Source organism: Actinotalea sp. Marseille-Q4924 (genome assembly GCF_916618755.1).
GTDB lineage: Bacteria > Actinomycetota > Actinomycetes > Actinomycetales > Cellulomonadaceae > Actinotalea.
Window position 1 is genome coordinate 426,106 of the sequence record NZ_CAKAKB010000002.1, and the last position, 23,191, is coordinate 449,296.

At 73.6% G+C, this 23,191-nt stretch carries 25 protein-coding genes; 24 read left to right on the forward strand and 1 reads right to left on the reverse strand.

What is annotated here, in order from left to right; genetic code table 11:
* The first annotated feature begins 13 nt into the window (after positions 1–13).
* From LG379_RS06205 to LG379_RS06320, 24 genes are all read left to right on the forward strand, one after another.
* Complete coding sequence (locus LG379_RS06205) at positions 14–1,312, forward strand: homoserine dehydrogenase (RefSeq protein WP_225753713.1); 1,299 nt, start codon at positions 14–16, stop codon at positions 1,310–1,312.
* Position 1,313: 1 nt separating this feature from the next.
* Entirely contained in the window at positions 1,314–2,384 is a 1,071-nt protein-coding gene (thrC, locus tag LG379_RS06210; RefSeq protein ID WP_225753714.1) for a threonine synthase, read from the forward strand.
* A gap of 9 nt (positions 2,385–2,393) precedes the next feature.
* The gene (thrB, locus tag LG379_RS06215) at positions 2,394–3,341 is read left to right on the forward strand and encodes a homoserine kinase (protein ID WP_225753715.1); all 948 of its coding nucleotides are present in this window, start codon (positions 2,394–2,396) and stop codon (positions 3,339–3,341) included.
* Positions 3,342–3,674: 333 nt separating this feature from the next.
* Positions 3,675–5,705, forward strand: a complete 2,031-nt coding sequence (gene rho / locus LG379_RS06220) for a transcription termination factor Rho (RefSeq protein WP_225753716.1) — start codon at positions 3,675–3,677, stop codon at positions 5,703–5,705.
* 140 nt (positions 5,706–5,845) lie between these two features.
* Complete coding sequence (gene rpmE / locus LG379_RS06225) at positions 5,846–6,064, forward strand: 50S ribosomal protein L31 (protein WP_225753717.1); 219 nt, start codon at positions 5,846–5,848, stop codon at positions 6,062–6,064.
* A gap of 118 nt (positions 6,065–6,182) precedes the next feature.
* Complete coding sequence (gene prfA / locus LG379_RS06230; RefSeq protein ID WP_225753718.1) at positions 6,183–7,268, forward strand: peptide chain release factor 1; 1,086 nt, start codon at positions 6,183–6,185, stop codon at positions 7,266–7,268.
* Entirely contained in the window at positions 7,265–8,206 is a 942-nt protein-coding gene (prmC, locus tag LG379_RS06235) for a peptide chain release factor N(5)-glutamine methyltransferase (protein WP_225753719.1), read from the forward strand. Before prfA ends, prmC begins: the two co-directional genes overlap by 4 nt.
* Before the next feature lie 5 nt (positions 8,207–8,211).
* The gene (locus LG379_RS06240) at positions 8,212–8,940 is read left to right on the forward strand and encodes an L-threonylcarbamoyladenylate synthase (RefSeq protein WP_225753810.1); all 729 of its coding nucleotides are present in this window, start codon (positions 8,212–8,214) and stop codon (positions 8,938–8,940) included.
* Positions 8,937–10,136, forward strand: a complete 1,200-nt coding sequence (locus tag LG379_RS06245; protein ID WP_225753720.1) for a glycosyltransferase family 4 protein — start codon at positions 8,937–8,939, stop codon at positions 10,134–10,136. Before LG379_RS06240 ends, LG379_RS06245 begins: the two co-directional genes overlap by 4 nt.
* A 10-nt stretch (positions 10,137–10,146) precedes the next feature.
* Complete coding sequence (locus LG379_RS06250) at positions 10,147–10,620, forward strand: hypothetical protein (RefSeq protein ID WP_225753721.1); 474 nt, start codon at positions 10,147–10,149, stop codon at positions 10,618–10,620.
* Positions 10,621–10,814: 194 nt separating this feature from the next.
* Positions 10,815–11,612 (forward strand): F0F1 ATP synthase subunit A, encoded by a 798-nt coding sequence (atpB, locus tag LG379_RS06255; protein ID WP_225753722.1) that lies wholly within the window; start codon positions 10,815–10,817, stop codon positions 11,610–11,612.
* Between the two features lie 93 nt (positions 11,613–11,705).
* Entirely contained in the window at positions 11,706–11,936 is a 231-nt protein-coding gene (atpE, locus tag LG379_RS06260; RefSeq protein ID WP_225753723.1) for an ATP synthase F0 subunit C, read from the forward strand.
* 5 nt (positions 11,937–11,941) lie between these two features.
* A complete protein-coding gene (locus LG379_RS06265; RefSeq protein WP_225753724.1) occupies positions 11,942–12,550 on the forward strand; it encodes a F0F1 ATP synthase subunit B in 609 nt (202 codons plus the stop codon).
* Positions 12,550–13,368 carry a F0F1 ATP synthase subunit delta gene (locus LG379_RS06270; RefSeq protein ID WP_225753725.1) on the forward strand — a complete coding sequence of 273 codons (819 nt, stop codon included), beginning with the start codon at positions 12,550–12,552 and terminating at the stop codon, positions 13,366–13,368. The genes LG379_RS06265 and LG379_RS06270 overlap by 1 nt, the downstream gene beginning before the upstream one ends.
* An 88-nt stretch (positions 13,369–13,456) precedes the next feature.
* Positions 13,457–15,088 carry a F0F1 ATP synthase subunit alpha gene (atpA, locus tag LG379_RS06275; RefSeq protein WP_225753726.1) on the forward strand — a complete coding sequence of 544 codons (1,632 nt, stop codon included), beginning with the start codon at positions 13,457–13,459 and terminating at the stop codon, positions 15,086–15,088.
* 2 nt (positions 15,089–15,090) lie between these two features.
* Positions 15,091–15,981 (forward strand): F0F1 ATP synthase subunit gamma, encoded by an 891-nt coding sequence (locus LG379_RS06280; protein ID WP_225753727.1) that lies wholly within the window; start codon positions 15,091–15,093, stop codon positions 15,979–15,981.
* Positions 15,982–16,045: 64 nt separating this feature from the next.
* Positions 16,046–17,524, forward strand: a complete 1,479-nt coding sequence (gene atpD, locus LG379_RS06285; protein ID WP_225753728.1) for a F0F1 ATP synthase subunit beta — start codon at positions 16,046–16,048, stop codon at positions 17,522–17,524.
* A 119-nt stretch (positions 17,525–17,643) separates the two neighbouring features.
* A complete protein-coding gene (locus LG379_RS06290; RefSeq protein ID WP_225753729.1) occupies positions 17,644–17,925 on the forward strand; it encodes a F0F1 ATP synthase subunit epsilon in 282 nt (93 codons plus the stop codon).
* Positions 17,926–17,950: 25 nt separating this feature from the next.
* On the forward strand, positions 17,951–18,376 hold the full coding sequence (locus tag LG379_RS06295) for a DUF2550 family protein (RefSeq protein WP_225753730.1): 426 nt from the start codon (positions 17,951–17,953) through the stop codon (positions 18,374–18,376).
* A complete protein-coding gene (gene nucS, locus LG379_RS06300) occupies positions 18,376–19,071 on the forward strand; it encodes an endonuclease NucS (protein WP_225753731.1) in 696 nt (231 codons plus the stop codon). Before LG379_RS06295 ends, nucS begins: the two co-directional genes overlap by 1 nt.
* A gap of 32 nt (positions 19,072–19,103) precedes the next feature.
* On the forward strand, positions 19,104–19,811 hold the full coding sequence (gene pdxH, locus LG379_RS06305; RefSeq protein ID WP_225753732.1) for a pyridoxamine 5'-phosphate oxidase: 708 nt from the start codon (positions 19,104–19,106) through the stop codon (positions 19,809–19,811).
* 85 nt (positions 19,812–19,896) lie between these two features.
* A complete protein-coding gene (locus LG379_RS06310) occupies positions 19,897–21,378 on the forward strand; it encodes a GH1 family beta-glucosidase (RefSeq protein WP_225753733.1) in 1,482 nt (493 codons plus the stop codon).
* Positions 21,379–21,477: 99 nt separating this feature from the next.
* The gene (locus tag LG379_RS06315) at positions 21,478–21,777 is read left to right on the forward strand and encodes a hypothetical protein (protein ID WP_225753734.1); all 300 of its coding nucleotides are present in this window, start codon (positions 21,478–21,480) and stop codon (positions 21,775–21,777) included.
* Positions 21,778–21,880: 103 nt separating this feature from the next.
* The gene (locus tag LG379_RS06320; protein ID WP_225753735.1) at positions 21,881–22,708 is read left to right on the forward strand and encodes an alpha/beta fold hydrolase; all 828 of its coding nucleotides are present in this window, start codon (positions 21,881–21,883) and stop codon (positions 22,706–22,708) included.
* Positions 22,709–22,765: 57 nt separating this feature from the next.
* Here LG379_RS06320 and LG379_RS06325 read toward each other — a convergent pair whose 3' ends face one another.
* Positions 22,766–23,176: a hypothetical protein gene (locus LG379_RS06325; RefSeq protein WP_225753736.1), complete on the reverse strand. Its 411-nt coding sequence runs from the start codon at positions 23,174–23,176 to the stop codon at positions 22,766–22,768.
* Positions 23,177–23,191 lie beyond the last annotated feature (15 nt).

Below are 23,191 nucleotides of genomic sequence, written 5' to 3' on the forward strand. Positions count from 1 at the left end.
CACGACACGAGAGGTGGCAACGGTGACAGCCAGTGGACCGGTCCGGGTGGCCCTGCTGGGCTGCGGCGTCGTCGGGACCGAGGTGGCACGGCTGCTCCTGACGGACGGCGCCGAGCTCGCGGCCCGCGTCGGTGCACCCCTGGAGCTCGTCGGCATCGCCGTCCGCGACGTCGAGGCGCCGCGCGACCCCGTCGTGGACCGCTCCCTGCTGACGGACGACGCCGAGGGGCTCGTGCGACGCGCCGACGTCGTCGTGGAGGTCATGGGCGGCATCGAGCCGACGCGCACGCTGCTCCTGGGCGCCATCTCGTCCGGCGCCTCGGTGGTGACCGCCAACAAGGCGCTGCTCGGGCAGGACGGGCCCACGCTCTACGCAGCCGCCGACGCCGCCGGCGTCGACCTCTACCTCGAGGCCGCCGTCGCCGGTGCCATCCCGCTCGTGCGGCCGCTGCGCGAGTCGCTCGTGGGTGACCGGGTCACCCGGGTCCTCGGCATCGTCAACGGCACCACGAACTACGTGCTGGACCAGATGGCCACGCACGGCCTCGGCCTGCACGACGCGCTGGCCCAGGCGCAGGAGCTGGGCTACGCCGAGGCGGACCCGACGGCCGACGTCGAGGGCCACGACGCCGCCGCGAAGGCCGCGATCCTGGCGTCCCTGGCCTTCCACACGCGGGTGAGCGTCGGCGACGTGCACTGCGAGGGGATCATGGCCGTGACGGCCGACGACGTCGCGCTCGCGGCGGAGACCGGTCACGTCGTCAAGCTGCTCGCCATCGCCGAGCGGGCCGGGGACGACGGCGTCGTCGTCCGGGTCCACCCCGCCCTCGTGCCCACGACGCACCCGCTCGCGAGCGTCCGCGGTGCGTACAACGCCGTTTTCGTCGAGGCGGAGGCCGCCGGCGAGCTGATGTTCTACGGGCGCGGCGCGGGCGGTGCGCCCACGGCGAGCGCGGTCCTCGGCGACCTCGTCACCGTGGCACGGCACCGGGTCCTCGGCGGCAAGGGACCGGTCGAGTCGCGGCATGCGGAGCTCCTCCCGCGACCGGTCGGGGAGGCCGTGACGCGCTACCAGGTGCAGGCGCGGGTCGACGACCGGCCCGGGGTCCTCGCGCAGGCCGCCCGCGTCTTCGCCGACCACGGCGTGTCCATCGAGACCGTGCGCCAGGCCCGGGCCGACGGCGAGCAGGCGGACCTGCTCGTCGTGACCCACGCGGCGCCCGACGCGGCGCTCGCGTCGACGGTCGACGCCCTGGCCGACCTTGCCGTCGTGCGCGCGGTCGTCTCCGTGCTGCGAGTCGAAGGAGCCTGACATGGCGCACCAGTGGCGCGGGGTCATCGCCGAGTACGCGGACCGGCTGCCCCGGCACGTCCAGCACACGGTCGTGACGCTCGGTGAGGGCGGGACGCCGCTGGTCCCGGCGCGCGCGCTGTCGGAGGAGGTCGGGGCGCGGGTGAGCCTCAAGGTCGAGGGCATGAACCCCACCGGCTCGTTCAAGGACCGCGGCATGACGACGGCGATCTCCGCCGCCGCGGCGCGCGGGGCGAAGGCCGTCGTGTGCGCCTCGACGGGCAACACGTCGGCGTCCGCCGCGGCGTACGCGGCCGCTGCCGGGATGACCTGTGCCGTTCTCGTCCCCGAGGGCAAGATCGCCATGGGCAAGCTGAGCCAGGCCGTCGCGCACGGGGCCCGGCTGCTGCAGGTGGACGGGAACTTCGACGACTGCCTCGTCGCGGCACGCAAGCTCGCGGACGTGTACCCGGTGGAGCTCGTGAACTCCGTCAACCCGGACCGGATCGAGGGGCAGAAGACGGCGTCGTTCGAGATTGTGGACGCCCTCGGCGACGCGCCCGACATCCACGTGCTGCCGGTCGGCAACGCCGGGAACATCACCGCGTACTGGAAGGGCTTCGTCGAGTACGCGCAGGACGGTCCTGCGAGCCGGACCCCGGCCATGTGGGGCTTCCAGGCCGCCGGCGCCGCCCCGATCGTCGCGGGTCACCCGATCACGCACCCGGAGACGATCGCGACCGCCATCCGCATCGGCAACCCCGCGTCGTGGGAGCAGGCCGTCGACGCGCGCGACACCTCCGGCGGCCTCATCGAGTCCGTGACCGACGACGAGATCCTCGCGGCCCACCGCTTCCTCGCGGCGCGCGTCGGCGTGTTCGTCGAGCCCGCGTCCGCCGCGGGTGTCGCGGGCCTGCTCCGGCTCGCCGGCGAGGGACGTGTCCCCCGGGACGCCCGGATCACCGTGACGGTCACCGGCCACGGGCTCAAGGACCCGCAGTGGGCCCTGCGTACCGCGGACGGAAGCGAGGTGCTCCCCGAGCGGGTCCAGGCGGACGTCGTCTCGATCGCGCACGCGCTCGGGCTCGACTGAGGGCCCGGCATGCGTCTCGGCCACGACCACGTGCAGGTGCGCGTCCCGGCGACCAGCGCGAACCTCGGCCCGGGCTTCGACACGATGGGGCTCGCGCTGGCCCACCACGACCTCGTCCAGGTGCGCGCGCTGGGCAGCGCCGAGGTGACCGTCGAGGTCTCCGGCGAGGGAGCCGGCGAGGTCGCGACGGGGGAGGACCACCTCGTCGTCCGCGCCCTGCGGCTGGCGCTCGAGCACGTCGGTGCGCCGCTCACCGGCCTGCACCTGACCTGCACGAACCACATCCCGCACGGCCGCGGCATGGGCTCGTCCGCCGCCGCGGTCGTCGCGGGCCTGCTGGCCGCGCGCATGCTCATCGCCGAGCCCACGGCGCTGGACGACGCGACCGTCCTCGAGCTCGCCACCCGCCTGGAGGGGCACCCGGACAACGCGGCTCCCGCCCTGCTGGGTGGCGTGACGATCGCGTGGTCCGGCACGGAGGGCCCGCGAGCGACGGTCCTGCCGGTCCACGACGACGTCGTCCCGGTCGTGCTGGTCCCGGACGAGCGGTGCGCCACGCGGACGGCGCGGGGCGTCCTGCCCGCCACCGTGCCGCACGGCGACGCCGCCTACACCGCCGGGCGCGCCGCACTGCTCGTGCACGCCCTGTGCCACCGTCCGGACCTGCTGGCCGAGGCGACGTCCGAGCGCCTGCACCAGCGGTACCGCGCGCCGGTCATGGAGCAGACCTGGGCCGTCGTGGAACGCCTGCGCGCCGCGGGCGCCGCGGCCGTCGTCTCGGGCGCGGGTCCGTCGGTCCTCGTCCTGGAGCGGGCGTCCGACGGCGACGCCGGGTCACGGGTGCTCGACGCGGTCCTCGGCCCCCGTGACGGGCGCGGCCGGACGGCGGACGGCTGGCGGGTCCTGCGGCCCGGCCTCGACCACGGCGGCGCGACGGCGACCAGGCTGCCCTCCTGAGGTGTCGGTGCCTGCGGCGCCGTCCGGGTGAACCACGGCGCGGTGACCAGCCGCGCAGGGCAACGGTGGTACCGTGGTGGCATCCCCCGGCGACCGCAGTCGGAGCTGTCGGACATCTGGCCGGACCGTCGACGCAGACAACCGTCGACGCGTGCCCTTCGGTGAAAACCAGCGCCGCACGCCGCAGGGGAGAACCGCCACCACCTGGTCCCGCCCTCGTCGGCGCACGACCGCTCGTGGCTCAGCACGGCGCCCGTCGACGGGCGTGACACCCACGCGGACCCCACCTCCAGACACGGACTCGGGCCGCCGGACGAGGGGGAAGGATCCTTCGTGACAGAGACCATCGAGGCCGCCGAGCGGGGCCAGGACGCGACGACCGCGCCCGCGCAGCGCTCAGGCGCCCTCTCCACCCTCCGTCTGCCCGAGCTCCAGGCGCTCGCCGCCGAGCTCGGCGTCACCGGGACGAAGGGCATGCGCAAGAGCGACCTCCTCAGCGCCATCCGCGAGCGGCGTGAGGGCGGCAAGGGCGCCGCCCGCGCCTCGCGCCCCGCGCAGGACACGAGGCCGGGCACGCAGGACGCCACCGCCCCGCGTGCCGGTGAGGCGTCGGGGGCCGCAGCGCCCACGACGAGCGCGCCCGCCGACGACGCGCCCGCCGCACCGGCCCGGCGCGGGTCCCGCCGCGCGAGCCGGCCGAGCGGTGAGCCGGAGGGCGCATCGGCGCCGCAGGGCGCGACCGAGACGGAGCAGCGTCCGACGCTCGACCTGGGCGACATCGCGGCACACGCCGAGCGTCGTGCCGCCGAGGCCGCGGGCGAGAGCCCGGACGAGCGGGCGGCGCGGGCCGCCGAGGCGGCGCGCCTGGTCACCGTGGACGGGCGTCGTCAGCGCCGTGGCCGTGACGGCGGCGAGGCGCCGCCGCGGGAGGCGACGCAGCGCGACGCCGGACAGCGTGACGCGGGCCCGCGTGACGGCGGGGTCGACCGCGAGGCCGGCCAGCGGGACGCCGGTCAGCGCGGGCAGCAGACGCGCGACGTCCGGCTGCCGGAGCCGCGCCGCGACGAGTTCGACGAGGAGGGCGGCGGACGCCGTCGTCGCGGGCGTTACCGGGACCGTGACCGCAACAAGCGGCGCGGCCGCGGTGGCCGTGACGAGCTCGGCGGTCTGGACGAGCAGCAGCCGGAGGTCGGCGAGGACGACGTCCTGCTGCCCGTCGCCGGCATCCTGGACATCAAGGACAACTACGCGTTCGTCCGCACGAGCGGCTACCTGCCGGGCGACAACGACGTGTACGTGTCGATGAACCAGGTGAAGAAGAACGGTCTGCGCAAGGGCGATGCGATCGTCGGCGCGGTCCGTCAGCCGCGCGAGGGCGAGCAGCAGGCTCAGGGGCGCACCAGCAAGGTGAACGCGCTGGTCCGGCTCGACTCGGTCAACGGCACGTCGCCGGAGCAGGCGCGCGCGCGGGCCGAGTTCGGCAAGCTCACGCCGCTGTACCCGCAGGAGCGCCTGCGGCTGGAGACCCTGCCGAACATCCTCACCACCCGGGTCATCGACCTCGTGGCCCCGATCGGCAAGGGCCAGCGCGGCCTCATCGTCTCCCCGCCCAAGGCCGGCAAGACGCTCGTGCTGCAGGCGATCGCCAACGCGATCACCACGAACAACCCCGAGGTCCACCTCATGGTCGTGCTCGTCGACGAGCGGCCCGAGGAGGTCACGGACATGCAGCGCACGGTCAAGGGGGAGGTCATCGCCTCGACCTTCGACCGACCGGCGGACGACCACACGACCGTGGCCGAGCTGGCCATCGAGCGGGCGAAGCGCCTCGTGGAGCTGGGCCAGGACGTCGTCGTCCTGCTGGACTCGATCACCCGGCTGGGGCGCGCGTACAACATCGCCGCCCCCGCGTCGGGGCGGATCCTGTCGGGCGGCGTCGACTCGAGCGCCCTGTACCCGCCGAAGCGCTTCTTCGGTGCCGCGCGCAACATCGAGCACGGGGGATCGCTGACGATCCTCGCGACCGCCCTGGTCGAGACCGGGTCCAAGGCCGACGAGGTGATCTTCGAGGAGTTCAAGGGGACCGGGAACATGGAGCTCAAGCTCTCCCGGTCGCTGGCGGACAAGCGGATCTTCCCCGCCGTGGACGTGGACGCCTCCGGGACCCGGCGCGAGGAGATCCTCGTGCCGGCGGACGAGCTGAAGATCAACTGGAAGCTCCGCCGCGTCATGAGCGCGCTCGACCAGCAGCAGGCCATCGAGCTGCTGCTGTCGAAGCTCCGGGAGACCAGCTCCAACGTGGAGTTCCTGCTCCAGGTGCAGAAGACGACGCCCAGTGCCCCGGGGCACCACGGCAACGACTGACGCGCCGGCCGGCACCGGGGGCGCCACGGAGGGACGTTTCCGCGGCCCACCGGCGTTCTGGCAGACTGTCCCCTTGGCCTCCGGTTCCCGTGGACGATCCCGTCCCCGACCCGGAGACCCGTGACCTGAGGAGAACCCCCGTGAAGAACGACATCCACCCGGAGTACGTCGAGACGACGGTGACCTGCACCTGCGGGAACACCTTCACGACGCGCAGCACGCAGAAGAACGGCCAGATCCACGCGGACGTCTGCGCCGCCTGCCACCCGTTCTACACGGGCAAGCAGAAGATCCTCGACACCGGCGGCCGCGTGGCCCGGTTCGAGGCGCGCTACGGCAAGAAGGCCGACGCCAAGTAACGCCTCCCGCGCCGGCGGGACCGCAGCGGACGTACCGTCCCGCGGTCCCGCCGGCGCTGTCGTGTCCGGGGTCCGCGCGTCCCCGGCCGGTGCGGGGGTCGACGACGAGGAGCACGCCATGATCGACGCGGTGGGTCCGCTGATCGCCGAGCACGCCGAGATCGAGGCGCGCCTCGCCGACGCCGCCGTCCACGCCGATCCCGCCCTGGCCCGCTCCCTCGGTCGGCGGTACGCCGAGCTCGGGCGCGTCGTCGCCGCCTTCCGCGCGTGGCAGGAGGCCGAGGGGGACGCGACGGCCGCCGCCGAGCTCGCCACCCAGGACGCGTCCTTCGCCGCGGAGCTCCCCGCGCTGCGCGAGGCCGCCGCGCGTGCGGAGGAGGCCCTGCGTCGCGCCCTCGTGCCGCGCGACCCCGACGACGCGCGGGACGTCCTCCTCGAGATCAAGGCGGGGGAGGGCGGGGAGGAGTCGGCGCTGTTCGCCGGCGACCTCCTGCGCATGTACACCCGCTACGCCGAGCGGCAGGGCTGGCGCACCGAGGTGCTCGAGGCGACGCAGTCGGACCTCGGCGGCTACAAGGACGTGACGCTCGCGGTCAAGGCCCGCGGCACGGTCCCGCCCGAGGACGGCGTCTGGGCCCACCTCAAGTACGAGGGCGGCGTGCACCGCGTCCAGCGCGTGCCGGTCACGGAGTCGCAGGGCCGGATCCACACGTCGGCGGCCGGCGTCGTCGCCCTGCCCGAGGTGGAAGACGTCGCCGAGGTCGCGATCGACCCGAACGACCTGCGCGTCGACGTCTTCCGGTCCTCGGGCCCGGGCGGGCAGTCCGTCAACACGACGGACTCCGCCGTCCGCCTCACGCACCTGCCCACGGGGATCGTCGTCTCCTGCCAGAACGAGAAGTCGCAGCTGCAGAACAAGGAGGCGGCGCTGCGGATCCTGCGCGCGCGCCTCCTGGCCGCCCGCCAGGAGGAGGCCGCCGCGGCCGCGTCGCAGGCCCGTCGCTCGCAGGTCCGCACGGTCGACCGCTCCGAGCGCATCCGGACGTACAACTTCCCCGAGAACCGGATCGTCGACCACCGCACGAGCTACAAGGCCTACAACCTCGACCAGGTGCTCGACGGCGACCTCGGGCCGGTCGTCCGGTCCGCGATCGACGCCGACGACGCCGCCCGGCTCGCCGAGGCGGCCGGGTCCTCCTCGTGACCGCACCGGACCCGGTCCCCTCGCCGTCGGTCCCCGGCGCCGACGGCGCCCCGTCGCTGCGGCGCGTCGTCGCGGCCGCGGGCGACCTCCTGGCCGACGCGGGGGTGCCGTCGGCGCACCACGACGCCGCGGCGCTGGCAGCCTTCGTCCTCGGCGTGCCGCGGTTCGAGCCCGCCCTGGCCGGGCTGGAGCCGGCCGGGTTCCGCGCCCGGTACGCGGAGGTGGTCGAGCGGCGCCGTCGGCGGGAGCCGTTGCAGCACATCGTCGGCGAGGCCGGGTTCCGGCACGTCGTGCTCGCCGTGGAGCCGGGCGTCTTCGTGCCGCGACCGGAGACCGAGAGCGTGGCGCAGCGGGCGGTCGACGAGGCCGCGGCGGTCGCCGCGTCCGGCCGTCCGCCCCTCGTCGTGGACCTCTGCTGCGGTGCCGGCGGCATCGCGGTCTCGGTGGCGTTCGAGGTACCCGCCGCCCGGGTCGTCGCGGTCGACCTGTCGGCCCAGGCCGTCGCGCTGACGGGGCGCAACGCCGACCGGGCGGGGGTGCGCCCGGAGCGGCTCGTCGTGGCCGACGCGACCGCCGACGACGTGCTCGCCGACCTGGAGGGCGCCGTCGACGTCGTCGTGGCCAACCCGCCGTACATCCCGCCCGACGCGGTCCCGCTCGACGCGGAGGTGCGCGACCACGACCCGGACCTGGCGCTGTACGGCGGGGGAGCGGACGGCCTGCTCGTCCCCCGGGGGGTGGTGCGGACCGCCGCCCGGCTGCTGCGCACCGGCGGCCTGCTCGTCATGGAGCACGCCGAGGTCCAGGCGTCCGCGGCGCGGGCGATGGCCGACGGCGCGTTCGAGGACATCACCACCGGGACCGACCTGACGGGTCGGGACCGGATGCTGCTCGCCCGCCGGAGCGGTCGGGCCGTCGTGCGAGACTCACCGTCGTGAGGGTGATGGACAGCCGGGACGCGGGCTCCTGGGGCCCCGGGCTCGACGAGGCGGTGAACGTCCTGAGGCGCGGCGGGCTCGTCGTGGTCCCCACGGACACCGTCTACGGCCTCGCGGCCGAGGCCTTCACCCCCCTCGCGGTCGCCGCGCTCCGGGACGCCACCGGCCGTCCTGCCGGGGTGCCGCCCGCCGTGCTGGTGCCCGACCAGCGCACGGTCGACGGCCTGTGCGCCGACGTGCCCGCGCCCGCCCGCGCGCTCCTGGAGGCCTTCTGGCCGGGCGCCCTCACCCTCGTGCTGCACGCCCAGCCGTCCCTGGCGTGGGACCTGGGCGACGACGGCCGCACCGTCGCGGTGCGGATGCCGGACCACCCTGCCGCGCTGGCCCTGCTGCGCCGGACCGGACCGCTCGCCGTCACCGGTGCGCACCGCACCGGCACCCCGGCGAGCGGGCGGCTGGACGACGCCCTGGACGTGGGTGCGGCCCAGCTCGCGCTCGACGCGGGGGAGCTGGCGGGCGGTGAGCCGTCGACCGTCGTGGACGCGACCGGACCGGTGCCGCGCCTGCTGCGCGCGGGCGCCGTCGGCCTGGACGCGCTGCGCCGGGTGACGCCGGTCCTCGACCTCGACGGCGCCGGTGGCGGCGACGCCGGCCACGCCGCCGACGCCGGCGAAGCCGGGGACGCGCCGGGGACGGACGCCCCTGCGCCCGACCGCGTGGAGCCGGCGTCGTGAGGGTCTACCTGCTGCTCATGCTCGTCTCGGCGGCCGTGACGTACCTGCTCACGCCGCTGGCACGGTGGGTCGCGCTGCGGACCGGAGCGATCACGGCCGTGCGGGACCGTGACGTCCACGTCATCCCGACGCCCCGGCTCGGCGGCGTGGCGATGTTCCTCGGGATGGCCGTGGCGATGGTCCTCGCGTCCCGGATGCCGTTCCTCGAGGGCGTCTTCACCTCGTCGTCGTCCGCGTGGGCGATCCTCGCCGGTGCCGGTGCGGTGACGCTCCTCGGGGCGGCCGACGACGTGTGGGACCTCGACTGGTTCACCAAGCTGGTCGGCCAGGTGCTCGCCGCCGGCCTCATCGCCTTCGGCGGGATCCAGCTCTACGCCATCCCGTTCGCGGACACGCTGACGATCGGCTCGAGCTACTTCTCCCTGGTGGCGACCGTGCTCACCGTCGTCGTCGCCATCAACGCCGTGAACTTCGTCGACGGGCTCGACGGGCTCGCCGCCGGGCTCATCGCCATCGGCGGCACCGGGTTCTTCGTCTACACCTACCTGCTCACCACGCAGGCCAGCAGCACCGACTACTCCAACCTCGCGACACTCGTCGTCGCCGTGCTCGTGGGCGCGTGCCTGGGCTTCCTGCCGCACAACTTCCACCCCGCGCGCATCTTCATGGGCGACTCGGGGTCGATGCTCATCGGCCTCACGATCGCGGCTGCCACGATCGTCGTCACGGGACAGATCGACACCGTGGCGGTCTCCGCACGGCAGGCCGTCCCCGCGTTCCTGCCGATCCTGCTGCCCGTCGCCGTCCTCATGCTGCCCCTGCTGGACATGGGCCTGGCGGTGATCCGCCGGCTCGGCGCCGGGCGCAGCCCCTTCCACCCCGACCGCCGGCACCTGCACCACCGCCTGCTGCAGCTCGGCCACTCCCACCGCCGCGCCGTCCTCATCATGTACATGTGGACCGCGCTGTTCTCCTTCGGGGGTGCGGCGCTCGTGGTCTGGTCCGTCCGGACCACGCTGTGGGTCGTCGGCGGCGCCGCGGCGCTCGCCCTCGCCGTGACGCTGGGTCCGGTGGGACGCGGCCGGTCCCGGTCGGCCGCGGTCGAGCCGGAGCCGTCCGCGCAGCACGCACCACCGGTCCAGCAGGCACCCGGCGCCCACCCGCCCGCCGGCCCGCACCCCTCCCGACCCTCCTGAGGAGCCACGCATGACCACCTCCGACCACACGCCGACGGTGACGACGCAGGCGGTCCGCGCCGTGCTGCGGCGGGCCCTGCGCGACATGCTGGTCCTGGTCGCCGTCGTCGCGGTCGGCGGGTCGGTCGTCGGCTGGCTGCTCGAGGGGACGCCGGGCGTGTGGGGCGCCCTCATCGGGGCCGGGGTCGCGCTCGTCTTCAGCGGCACGACGGTGCTCAGCATGCTCCGCACCGCGGACGCCCCGGCGGCCACGACGGGGATCGTCGTGCTGGGCGCGTGGCTGCTCAAGATGATCCTGCTGGTGGTCCTCCTGGCCGTGCTGGACGGCATGACGTTCTACGACCGCGAGGTGCTCGTCGTCGTCGTCCTCGTGGCCGTCCTGGGGTCGGTGTACGTCGACTACCGGGCGGTGGCGACGGGCCGCGTGCCGTACGTCGAGCCGTCCGCCGCCGACGCCCGCCCGGACGCCGGGGAGGCCCGCTGACCGGCAGCTCGACCTGGGTCCTTGGTCCCTGGCGCGGGTTGTGAAGATCTTCACGAAGTGCGGACGGCCGTCCTCCGGGAGGTGACGCATGCGTTACGATTCCCGCGATCCTCTTCGACATCGGTCCGACGGTGCGCCCGTGCCTGGTCGCCCTCGCGCCACGATCCCGGGAGTCTGCTCTGATCACCGTCGCGATGAACCAGGTTCTCGCTGCCTCCGGTGAGGGCGGCGGCTTCTCGCCCCCTTCGATCGGCGAGTTCTTCCCGGCCGCGTTCGCCTTCGAGGGCACCCCCTTCGAGATGAACCGGATCATCCTGGTCCGCCTCATCGCGACGGCCGCCATCGTCCTGCTCTTCGTCCTCGCCGCCCGCCGGGCCTCGCTGGTCCCGGGCCGTGGCCAGAACATGGCGGAGATGGCGCTGGACTTCGTCCGGGTCAACATCGCGGAGGAGACGCTCGGGCACAACGCGCGCCGCTTCCTGCCGATGCTGACGACGATCTTCTTCGCGGTGTTCTTCATGAACATCACCGGCGTCGTCCCGTTCCTCAACATCGCGAGCACGTCGCTCATCGGCATGCCGCTCGTCCTCGCCGCCTGGGTGTACGTCATGTACCTCGCCGTGGGCATGCGGAAGTTCGGCGTCGGCGGCTACCTCAAGAACAACCTGTTCCCGCCGGGGCTGCCCAAGCCCCTCTACGGCCTCGTGACGCCGATCGAGGCGCTCCAGGTCTTCATCTTCCGGCCCGCGACGCTCGCCCTGCGACTCACGGCGAACATGATCGCCGGACACCTCATCCTCGTGCTCTGCTTCGGTGCGACGCACTTCTTCCTGCTCGAGGCGGGCGGCGCGCTCAAGGTCGCGACGCTCCTCGGGATCGCCGCCGGCGTGGCCTTCACCCTCTTCGAGATCCTGGTCGCGCTGCTGCAGGCCTACATCTTCACCCTCCTCTCGGCCGTGTACCTGAACATGGCCGTGGAGGAGGAGCACTGATCCAGCACTGATCGTCCGACCGCCTCGCGCACCCAGTGCGGGCACCGACACGACGTCCGGGTCCCCGGACGCCTCACGGAAGGAACACCCCTAGTGGACAGCACCACGCTCGCTGAGGTCAGCGGCAACGTCGCGACCATCGGTTACGGCCTCGGCACGCTCGGCCCCGGCATCGGCCTCGGCATCCTCATCGGCAAGGCCCTCGAGGGCATCGCCCGTCAGCCCGAGGTCGCCGGCCAGCTGCGCACCACGATGTTCATCGGTGTGGCGTTCGTCGAGGTGCTCGCGCTCCTCGGTCTGGTCGCGGGCTTCCTCTTCTCGTGATCCCCGTGAACCTCGACGTGGCGGCGGTCCTCGCCGCGGAGCCGGGCGAGGAGGTGCAAGGCATCAACCTCTTCATCCCGGCGGACTACGACATCATCTGGTCGCTGGTCGCCACGGCGATCATCGCGTTCGCGTTCTGGAAGTACGTCCTGCCGAAGTTCCAGGCCGTGCTCGACGAGCGCACCGAGAAGATCCAGGGCGGGCTCGCCAAGGCGGAGAACGCCCAGGCGGAGGCTGCAGCGGCGCTCGCGGAGTACCAGCGGCAGCTCGCCGAGGGACGTGCCGAGGCGGCGCGCGTCCGCGAGGAGGCCCGGGTCGAGGGCACGGCGATCATCGCCGAGCTCCGCGCCAAGGCCTCCGACGACGCTGCGCGGATCCTCGAGAACGCGCAGCGGCAGATCGAGGCGGAGCGCCAGCAGGCGGCCGTCGCGCTCCGCTCGGAGATCGGGTCGCTCGCGACCGATCTGGCGTCCCGGATCGTCGGGGAGTCCCTCGCCGACTCCGCTCGGCAGAGCCGCGTCATCGACCGGTTCCTGGACGACCTCGAGTCGTCCTCCGGCCGTGACGGCGTGGGTGCCGTCGCCACGACCACCACCGCGGGCCAGGAGGGCTGATGCGCGGCACGAGTCTTGCGTCCTACGAGTCCGTGGCCTCGGCGTTCGAGGGCGTCCTCGCGGGCGCCGGGCAGGAGGCGCGGACGCTCGGCGAGCAGCTCTTCTCGGTCGTCGACGCGCTCGACGCCTCGGGCTCGCTGCGCCGGGCGCTCGGCGACCCGTCGCGCGGCGCGGACGACAAGGCTCGGCTCGCGTCGACGCTGCTGAGCGGCAAGGTCGACGACCGGGTCGTCGAGGTGGTCCAGGGGCTGGCTCGCTCACGCTGGACCGCCGAGGTGGACCTGACCACGGCCGCCGAGCGCCTCGCGTCCCAGGCCTACCTCGCCGCGGCGCAGAGCGACGGCTCGCTCGAGCAGGTCGAGGACGAGCTGTTCCGCCTCGAGCGGGTCCTCGTCGGCAACCGGGAGCTCCGCCAGGCGCTCCGGGAGCGGCGTGCGAGCCCCGCGAACCGGCGGGCGCTCGTCGTGGACCTGCTCGGTGCCGGTCGGGTGCACCCCGTGACCCTCGAGCTGGTGTCCCGCTCCGTCGGGACCCCGCGGGAGCGGTCCGTGGTCGCGGCGCTCGCCGAGCTCGGGCGGCTCGCGGCGGAGCGGCGGTCGATGCTGGTGGCCGACGTCACGGCCGCGGTGCCGCTGAGCCTGGAGCAGGAGGACCGGCTCGTGCAGATCCTCCAGCGCCTGTACGGGCGACCGGTCACGGTGAACATCGCCGTCGACCCCGCCGTGGTCGGCGGCATCAGCGTGCGCGTCGGCGACGACCTCGTGGACTCGACGGTCGTCGCCCGCCTGGACGAGGTGCGGCGCAGGCTCGCCGGCTGAGCGGCCCGCACCATCTGGTACTCGGGCCCGCAGGCCCGCGAAGGACGAACGACGGCACCGCCGGTGCGGTCACTGACAGGAGAGAGCAATGGCTGAGCTGACGATCAGGCCCGACGAGATCCGGGCCGCGCTGGACAGCTTCGTGAAGTCGTACGAGCCCCAGGGCGCCGTCCGCGAAGAGGTCGGCCGCGTCACGCTGGCCGGCGACGGCATCGCGCAGGTCGAGGGCCTGCCGGGCACCATGGCCAACGAGCTCCTCGAGTTCGAGGACGGCACGCTCGGCCTCGCGCTGAACCTCGACGTCCGTGAGATCGGTGTCGTGGTGCTCGGCGAGTTCACGGGCATCGAGGAGGGCCAGACGGTGCGCCGCACCGGCGAGGTCCTCTCGGTCGCCGTCGGCGACGGCTACCTCGGGCGCGTCGTCGACCCGCTCGGCAACTCCATCGACGGCCTCGGCGAGATCACCACGGAGGCCCGCCGCGCCCTCGAGCTCCAGGCGCCGGGCGTCATGGCGCGCAAGAGCGTCCACGAGCCGCTGCAGACCGGCCTCAAGGCCATCGACGCGATGATCCCGATCGGCCGCGGGCAGCGGCAGCTCATCATCGGCGACCGCCAGACCGGCAAGACCGCGATCGCGATCGACACGATCATCAACCAGAAGGCCAACTGGGAGTCGGGCGACCCGACGAAGCAGGTGCGCTGCATCTACGTCGCCATCGGGCAGAAGGGCTCGACCATCGCCTCCGTGCGCGGGGCGCTGGAGGAGGCCGGCGCGCTCGAGTACACGACGATCGTCGCGGCGCCCGCGTCCGACCCGGCCGGCTTCAAGTACCTGGCGCCGTACACGGGCTCCGCCATCGGCCAGCACTGGATGTACGGGGGCAAGCACGTCCTCATCATCTTCGACGACCTGTCCAAGCAGGCCGAGGCCTACCGCGCGGTCTCCCTGCTGCTGCGTCGCCCGCCGGGCCGTGAGGCCTACCCCGGCGACGTCTTCTACCTGCACTCCCGGCTGCTGGAGCGCTGCGCGAAGCTGAACGACGAGCTGGGTGCCGGCTCGATGACCGGCCTGCCGATGATCGAGACCAAGGCGAACGACGTGTCGGCGTACATCCCGACCAACGTCATCTCCATCACGGACGGCCAGATCTTCCTCCAGTCGGACCTGTTCAACGCGGACCAGCGGCCCGCCGTCGACGTCGGCATCTCGGTGTCCCGTGTCGGTGGCTCGGCGCAGGTCAAGGCCATGAAGAAGGTCTCCGGCACGCTGAAGATCGACCTGGCGCAGTACCGCTCGCTCGAGGCGTTCGCGATGTTCGCGTCCGACCTGGACGCCGCGTCGCGTCAGCAGCTGACCCGGGGTGCGCGTCTCATGGAGCTGCTCAAGCAGCCCCAGTACTCGCCGTACCCGGTCTCGGAGCAGGTCGCGTCGATCTGGGCGGGCACGAAGGGCAAGCTGGACAAGGTCGCCATCGAGGACGTGCGCCGGTTCGAGCGCGAGATGCTCGACCACCTCCGCCGTCACACGGACGTCCTGTCGACCATCGAGTCCACGGGTCAGCTCACCGACGAGACCGAGGACGCGCTGGGGAAGGCCGTCGACGAGTTCGTCGGCATGTTCCAGCACGGGTCCGACGCGCAGGTGGAGACCGCGACGCTGGCCGACGGCGAGGCGGCGGACGTCGAGCAGGAGCAGATCGTCACGCAGAAGAGGGCCTGAGCGTGGCGGGTCAGCAGCGCGTCTACCGGCAGCGGATCCGGTCGACCCAGTCGCTGAAGAAGATCTTCCGCGCGATGGAGCTCATCGCCGCCTCCCGCATCGGCAAGGCGCGCGGACGCGTGGAGGCGGCGTCGCCGTACGCCCGTGCCATCACCCGGGCGGTCTCGGCGGTGGCGACCCACGCCGACGTCGACCACCCGCTGACGACGGAGCGGGCGGAGCACCGACGGGCCGCGGTGCTCGTCGTCACCGCCGACCGCGGCATGGCGGGCGCGTACTCCGCGTCCGTCCTGCGCGAGGCGGAGCGGCTCATCGAGCAGCTGCGGGACGAGGGCAAGGAGCCGGTGCTCTACGTCACCGGTCGCCGCGGCGTCTCCTACTTCTCCTTCCGCAAGCGGGAGATGGCCGGACGCTGGACGGGGAGCTCCGACGCCCCGGCGGTCGACACCGCACGTGAGATCGCCGACACGCTCCTCGAGGTCTTCCTCGCCGAGGGTGACGAGGGCGTCGGCGAGCTGCACGTCGTGTACACGCAGTTCGTCAACATGGTCACGCAGACGCCCCGCGTCGTGCGCATGCTGCCGCTGGAGATCGTCGAGGGGGTCGCGGAGCCGGGGACGGAGCCGCTGCCCCTGTACGACTTCGAGCCGTCGCCCGAGGTCGTGCTCGACGCCCTCCTCCCGCGGTACGTCCAGAGCCGGATCTACAGCTTCCTGCTCCAGGCCGCCGCGTCGGAGCTCGCCGCCCGCCAGCGCGCGATGCACACCGCCACGGAGAACGCGGAGGAGCTCATCCGCACCTTCACCCGACTGGCCAACCAGGCCCGCCAGGCGGAGATCACCCAGGAGATCAGCGAGATCGTCTCCGGCGCCGACGCGCTGGCGTCCTCCTGACACAGACCAGACCACCGCACCACACCACCGGGGCACGCTCCGGTCGAGCGAAGCGAGAGAGACCATGACTGCCACCACCACCGACGCCGTCGCCCCGAGCGCGGGCGGGCCGGGCACGGGCCGGGTCGCCCGGGTGATCGGCCCGGTCGTCGACATCGAGTTCCCGACCGACGCCATCCCGGAGATCTACAACGCGCTCGAGGTCGACATCGACCTCAGCTCGCAGGGCGAGGGCGAGAGCTCCTTCACGCTGCGGCTCGAGGTCGCGCAGCACCTCGGCGACTCGATGGTGCGCGCGATCGCGCTCAAGCCCACCGACGGCCTCGTCCGCGGCGCCGTCGTGCGTGACACCGGCGCGCCGATCTCGGTCCCGGTCGGCGACGTCACCAAGGGCCACGTCTTCGACGTGACCGGCGAGGTGCTCAACCTCAAGGAGGGCGAGACGCTCGAGGTCACCGAGCGCTGGCCGATCCACCGCAAGCCGCCGAAGTTCGACCAGCTGGAGTCCAAGACCCAGATGTTCGAGACCGGCATCAAGGTCATCGACCTGCTGACGCCCTACGTCCAGGGCGGCAAGATCGGCCTGTTCGGCGGCGCCGGCGTCGGCAAGACGGTCCTCATCCAGGAGATGATCTACCGCGTCGCGAACAACCACAACGGCGTCTCCGTGTTCGCCGGCGTGGGGGAGCGCACCCGCGAGGGCAACGACCTCATCGAGGAGATGACGGAGTCGGGCGTCATCAAGCAGACGGCCCTCGTCTTCGGCCAGATGGACGAGCCGCCGGGCACGCGTCTGCGCGTCGCCCTGTCGGCCCTCACCATGGCCGAGTACTTCCGGGACGTGCAGAAGCAGGACGTGCTGCTGTTCATCGACAACATCTTCCGCTTCACCCAGGCGGGGTCGGAGGTCTCGACCCTCCTCGGCCGGATGCCGTCCGCGGTGGGCTACCAGCCCAACCTCGCCGACGAGATGGGCCAGCTCCAGGAGCGGATCACCTCCACGCGCGGCCACTCCATCACCTCGCTGCAGGCGATCTACGTCCCCGCTGACGACTACACGGACCCGGCGCCCGCGACCACGTTCGCGCACCTCGACGCCACGACCGAGCTCTCCCGAGAGATCGCGTCGCGCGGCCTGTACCCGGCCGTCGACCCGCTGGCGTCGACGTCGCGCATCCTCGACCCCCGCTACGTGGGTCAGGAGCACTACGAGACCGCCACCCGCGTGAAGTCGATCCTGCAGCGCAACAAGGAGCTCCAGGACATCATCGCGATCCTCGGCGTCGACGAGCTGTCCGAGGAGGACAAGATCGTCGTGGCCCGTGCGCGTCGCATCCAGCAGTTCCTCTCGCAGAACACCTACATGGCGACGCAGTTCACCAACGTCCCGGGGTCCACCGTGCCGCTCACCGAGACGGTCGAGGCGTTCACGAAGATCGCCGACGGCGAGTTCGACCACATCGCCGAGCAGGCCTTCTTCAACATCGGTGGCCTGGAGGACCTGGAGCGGAACTGGGCCCGCATCCAGAAGGAGATCGGCTGACCGCGGTCAGCCCCCGTGGGTGACCCGGGGCCGGCTGGACCGGCCCCGGGCGCACCCCGCGGCGGCGGGCCGGACGGACCGCCGACGCACCCCATCCGCATCGACACGAGGAGACACCCGTGGCACACCTGGAGGTCGACCTCGTCGCCGCCGACCACAAGGTCTGGTCCGGCGAGGCGAGCATGGTGAGCGCGCCGGCCGCCGACGGCGACATCGGCATCCTGCCCGGCCACGCCCCCGTGCTGGCCACGCTCCGTGCCGGCACGGTGCGGATCACCCCCACGTCCGGCGAGGTGCGGCAGGTGCGCATCGACTCCGGGTTCCTGTCGGTGGACGGCGACCGGGTGACGGTCGTGGTCGACAACGCCGACGGGGAGCCCACCACGACCTCCGCTCGCTGACCGGGACGTCGACGGGGCCTGCGTCGTGGAGCTCACCGGTGCGCTGCTGGTCCTCGGTGCCCTGCTGCTGCTCGTCGCGACTCTGCTGGCCATGTTCTGGTCACGGCAGTCGACGCTGACCCGCCGGGTCGGGTCGTTCGCCTGCGGCCTGCGCCCCGACTCCGAGGACCGCGCGTGGTCCAACGGCATCGCGCAGTACACCAGCTCCCGTCTGGTCTGGTGGCGCGTCCTCTCGCTCGCCCCGCGTCCGGCGGCCGCGTGGTCCCGGGACGAGCTGACGCTGGTCGAGCGCGTCCCCCTCGACGAGGTCGACGATCGTGGCCGACCGCTGCTGCTCGTGCGCTGCGTCCACGGGGAGGACGAGTTCCAAGTGCTCATGTCAGCCCCGGCCTTCGCCGGTCTCGTCTCGTGGCTCGAGTCCGGGCCCCGTCCGGTCGGAAGGGTGATCTAGTGCGGCTCGTCGTCGCGCGGTGCGCCGCGCGCTACACCGGACGGCTCTCCGCGCACCTGCCGCTCGCGACCCGGCTCATCGTCGTCAAGGCCGACGGCAGCGTCCTGCTGCACTCCGACGGCGGTTCGTACAAGCCGCTCAACTGGATGAGCCCGCCGTGCTCGCTCGCCGTCGCGGAGCCGAGCGTCGAGGCCGCCGCCTCGGGCGTCACGGCCGTCTGGCACGTCCAGCACGCCAAGTCCGACGACCGCCTCGAGATCGACCTCCACGACGTGCTCCACGACTCGGCGCACGAGCTCGGCGTCGACCCCGGCCTGGTCAAGGACGGCGTCGAGGCGCACCTGCAGGCGCTGCTGGCGGAGCAGATCGGGCTCCTTGGGTCCGGCCACGTCCTCGTCCGCCGCGAGTACCCCACGCCCATCGGACCGGTCGACATCCTCGCGCGCGACCCCGACGGGCGCACCGTCGCGGTGGAGATCAAGCGGCGCGGGGACATCGACGGCGTCGAGCAGCTGACGCGGTACCTCGAGCTGCTGAACCGGGACCCGCACCTGCAGCCCGTCCGGGGCGTCTTCGCCGCTCAGGAGATCAAGCCGCAGGCTCGCGTGCTGGCCCAGGACCGCGGCATCTCCTGCGTCGTCCTCGACTACGACGCGATGCGCGGCGTCGACGACGTGGGCTCCCGGCTGTTCTGATCCCGGCATGCTCGTCGTGCCACGATGAGCGCATGCGCGACGAGGACGACCGCCCGGCCGGCGGCGGGGACACGCTGCCGGCGGCACCGCACGAGCGCCGCGCCGACCTCGCCGCGCTGCGCCGGTCGTACGAGCGGGACGTGCTCGTCGAGGACGACGTGGACCCCGACCCCGTCGTGCAGTTCCGGCGCTGGTTCGACGACGCGGTGGCGGCCGGTCTGCTGGAGCCCAACGCGATGGTGCTCGCCACGGCGGACGTCCACGGTGTACCGTCCGCCCGGACGGTGCTGCTCAAGGGCCTCGACGAGCGGGGGTTCGTCCTCTACACGAACCACCTGTCCCGCAAGGGGCGGGAGCTGCGGGCGAACCCGCGCGCGTCGCTCGTCTTCCCGTGGTTCGAGATCGACCGGCAGGTCGTCGTCTGCGGGGACGTGGAGGAGGTCGACCGCGCGGACACGGAGGAGTACTTCCGCTCGCGGCCGCACGGGTCCCGCCTCGGCGCTTGGGCGAGCGAGCAGTCAGCCGTCGTGCCGGACCGGGCCGCGCTGGAGGAGAGGTACGCCGAGCTGGAGCGACGGTACCCGCACGGCGCCGACGTGCCGGTGCCGGACCACTGGGGTGGCTTCCGGGTCGTCCCGCACACGGTGGAGCTCTGGCAGGGCCGTGCCTCGCGTCTGCACGACCGGCTGCGCTACCGGCGCGCCGGCGACGGGTGGGCCCTGGAGCGCCTGGCGCCGTGACGGGGCGTGGGACGGACGTGAAAGCGCTCTCACGGGTGCGGCATGATGGGGCGTCGCATCCGCCCCACCGTCTGAGGACCTCGCCATGACCCCCACGCCGCGCACCTTCCCCGCCGACTTCCTCTGGGGTGCCGCGACCGCGTCCTACCAGATCGAGGGCGCTGTCGACGAAGGAGGGCGCGGCCCGTCCATCTGGGACACCTTCAGCCACACGCCCGGCAAGGTGCTGCACGGCGACACCGGTGACGTCGCGGCGGACCACTACCACCGCATGGCGGAGGACGTCGCGCACATGAAGGAGCTCGGGCTCGAGGCCTACCGCTTCTCCATCGCGTGGCCGCGCATCCAGCCCGCCGGCCGCGGCGCGGCGAACCCGGAGGGCCTCGACTTCTACTCCCGCCTCGTCGACGAGCTGCTGGCGGCCGGCATCCGGCCCGTCGCCACGCTGTACCACTGGGACCTCCCACAGGCGCTCGAGGACGAGGGCGGCTGGACCGCCCGGTCGACCGCCGAGGCGTTCGCCGGGTACGCGCGTGTCGTCGCCGAGGCGCTCGGCGACCGGGTCTGGATGTGGACGACCCTCAACGAGCCGTGGTGCTCGTCGTTCCTCGGGTACGCCTCGGGCGTGCACGCGCCCGGGCGCACGGACGCCGCGGCGTCGCTGGCCGCCGTCCACCACCTCAACCTCGGGCACGGCCTGGCCGTCCGGGCGATCCGGGACGTGCTCGGTGACGACGCTCGCGTGTCCGTCACGCTGAACCTCCACGTGACCCGCGCGGCGACCGACGCGCCCGAGGACCTCGACGCCAAGGCCCAGGTCGACGCGGTGGCCAACGAGGTCTTCCTCGGGCCGATGGTCGACGGCGCCTACCCGGACCGCGTGCGGACCGACACAGCGCACCTCACCGACTGGTCGTTCGTGCAGGAGGGAGACCTCGAGCTGATCCGCCAGCCGCTGACGGCGCTCGGGGTGAACTTCTACTCGACCGGTCGCGTACGCCGCCTGGGCGGCGATGCCGACCTCGCCGAGGCCGCGCGCGCCGACGGCCACGGGGCCTCGTCGCACAGCCCGTGGGTCGGGTGCGACCGGGTCGAGTGGCTGCCGCAGCCGGGACCGCACACCGCGATGGGCTGGAACATCGAGCCGCAGGGCCTCGTCGACGTGCTGCTCGAGCTGCACGAGCGCTACCCCACCCTGCCGCTCATGGTCACGGAGAACGGCGCGGCCTTCGAGGACGAGGTCACCGAGGACGGCCGCGTCCACGACGACCGTCGCGTCGCCTACGTGCACGACCACCTCGAGGCCGTCGGCCGGGCGCGCGACGCCGGCGCGGACGTCCGCGGCTACTTCGTCTGGTCCCTCATGGACAACTTCGAGTGGGCGTACGGCTACGACCGCCGCTTCGGCGTCATCAGGGTGGACTACGACACCCTGCAGCGGACGTGGAAGGACTCCGCGCTGTGGTACCGCGAGGTCGTGCGCACCCGGACCCTCGTCCCGGCCGGGGAGGCCGCGAGCCTGGCCCAGGTCGGCTCCACCGCCGAGGCCTCCCCGCAGCCCCGCTGACCCGCTGCGGGGCGGCCGGGCGACGCTCCGCCCGTCCCGCGACCGACGACGGCGCCCGGCCGAGCCCGGCGCCGCCGTCGGCGATGGGAGGATGCACCCATGCCCAGGGGACGTCGGTCGAGCAAGCGCCCGTACGGCGCGCCGCCGGAGGCGCTGGACGTCGACCGCGCCCTCGGTGGGCGACGCAGCGAGTCCGCGGCCGACGGCGAGTGGACCGTGCAGCACGTCCGGGGTGGCGCCAAGACCTACACCTGCCCGGGCTGCCGGCAGGACGTGACGCCGGGGACGCCGCACGTCGTGGCCTGGCGTGCCGACGCGCTGCTGGGTGCCGAGGTCGCCGTCGAGGGGCGCCGGCACTGGCACTCCTCGTGCTGGCAGGCGCGGCACCACCGGCGCTGATCGGGCGGCGGCGCCGGCCGTCCCGCCGCTAGGCTCGCCCCGGTCGCCTGCGGCGGAGTGCGGGGACGGACCACGACGGCCGGACGGCCACCGAGGAGGGACCATGACCACGGACGGCATGCTGCGGCTGCACGTGCTGCGACAGGGCGCTCCGGACCGGCTGCCGCTCGTGCTTCTGCACGGCTTCCCGCTGGACCACCGGATGTGGCTGGACGTCACCGACCTGCTGCCGGGGGACCCGACGGTCCTCGCACCTGACCTGCCCGGGTTCGGTGCCTCGCCGGCGGGGGAGGACGTCGCCGAGGCGCTCGGGGCGCCGACGGACGCGCCCTCGCTCGACGTCGCCGCCGACGCCGTCGCGGCCGCCCTGCAGGACGCCGGCGTCGAGCGCGCCGTCGTCGCGGGGCTGTCCATGGGCGGGTACGTGGCCATGGCGCTCCTCGAGCGCCATCCCGGGCTGGTCGCCGGGCTCGGGCTCATCGACACGAGATCGACCGCCGACGACGACGCCGCGCGCGCGCGGCGGCTGGACGTCGCTGCCACCGTGCTGGCGGAGATGCGCGTGGACGCGGTCTTCGGGATGCGCACCGCCGTGCTGGGCGCGACCAACCGGGTGGCACGCCCGGACCTCGTCGACCGGATCGAGGGATGGATCCGGGATCAGGGCCCGGCCGCCGTGGCCTGGGCGCAGCGCGCGATGGCTTCTCGGCCGGACCGCACCGAGGTCCTCGCGGGCTTCGACGGGCCCGCCGTCGTCGTGGTGGGCGAGGAGGACGAGCTCGCGCCGCCCCCTGCGGCCGAGCACATGGTGGACGTGCTGCGCGACGTGGAGCTCACGGTCGTGCCGCGGGCGGGCCACATGACGTCGAACGAGAGCCCGGAGCCGGTCGCCGCGGCGCTCGCCGGCCTGCTGCGTCGCGCGCAGGCCTGAGGGCGGTCGGTCCGACGGTCCGACGGGCCGCGCCGTCGCCGGTCTGCCGAGAGCCGTCTACCGCTCGAGCGCCGCTCGCAGCGCGTCGGCCAGGTCGACGGACTCGCCGTCCCGGCCGCCCCGACCCAGGACCAGCGGCGGGTCGGCCGGCTCGGGCTCGACCCCGCGCAGCAGCGCGCGCACGCCGGCCGGGACGCTCAGCACGTAGAAGTCGCCCGCCGTGGAGACCGCCACCGACTCGTTGCTGCGCAGGTACCAGCCCTCCAGCGGGGTGCGGTACCGGTGCCGGCCGTCGTAGCTCCGGGCGCGCAGCGGCACCGGCTCGACGCCGATCCGCCGGGCCTCGGTGACGAAGTCGGCGAGGAGGCGACGCGCGGCGGCGTGCTCGGCGGCCTGGCGCTGCGCGAGCGCATCCGCCTGCGCCGCGGCCGCGTCGCGGCGACGGCTGCGCCAGTCCTCGTCGGCCATGACGTCGCGCCTCGC

Excerpts from the sequence above, each read along its gene's own strand:
- thrC (WP_225753714.1), top strand. The coding sequence starts at position 1,314 with ATGGCGCACCAGTGGCGCGGGGTCATCGCCGAGTACGCGGACCGGCTG.
- thrB (WP_225753715.1), top strand. The coding sequence starts at position 2,394 with ATGCGTCTCGGCCACGACCACGTGCAGGTGCGCGTCCCGGCGACCAGC.
- prfA (WP_225753718.1), top strand. The coding sequence starts at position 6,183 with ATGATCGACGCGGTGGGTCCGCTGATCGCCGAGCACGCCGAGATCGAG.
- LG379_RS06240 (WP_225753810.1), top strand. The coding sequence starts at position 8,212 with ATGGACAGCCGGGACGCGGGCTCCTGGGGCCCCGGGCTCGACGAGGCG.
- LG379_RS06250 (WP_225753721.1), top strand. The coding sequence starts at position 10,147 with ATGACCACCTCCGACCACACGCCGACGGTGACGACGCAGGCGGTCCGC.
- atpB (WP_225753722.1), top strand. The coding sequence starts at position 10,815 with ATGAACCAGGTTCTCGCTGCCTCCGGTGAGGGCGGCGGCTTCTCGCCC.
- LG379_RS06270 (WP_225753725.1), top strand. The coding sequence starts at position 12,550 with ATGCGCGGCACGAGTCTTGCGTCCTACGAGTCCGTGGCCTCGGCGTTC.
- atpA (WP_225753726.1), top strand. The coding sequence starts at position 13,457 with ATGGCTGAGCTGACGATCAGGCCCGACGAGATCCGGGCCGCGCTGGAC.
- atpD (WP_225753728.1), top strand. The coding sequence starts at position 16,046 with ATGACTGCCACCACCACCGACGCCGTCGCCCCGAGCGCGGGCGGGCCG.
- pdxH (WP_225753732.1), top strand. The coding sequence starts at position 19,104 with ATGCGCGACGAGGACGACCGCCCGGCCGGCGGCGGGGACACGCTGCCG.
- LG379_RS06310 (WP_225753733.1), top strand. The coding sequence starts at position 19,897 with ATGACCCCCACGCCGCGCACCTTCCCCGCCGACTTCCTCTGGGGTGCC.
- LG379_RS06315 (WP_225753734.1), top strand. The coding sequence starts at position 21,478 with ATGCCCAGGGGACGTCGGTCGAGCAAGCGCCCGTACGGCGCGCCGCCG.
- LG379_RS06320 (WP_225753735.1), top strand. The coding sequence starts at position 21,881 with ATGACCACGGACGGCATGCTGCGGCTGCACGTGCTGCGACAGGGCGCT.
- LG379_RS06325 (WP_225753736.1), bottom strand. The coding sequence starts at position 23,176 with ATGGCCGACGAGGACTGGCGCAGCCGTCGCCGCGACGCGGCCGCGGCG.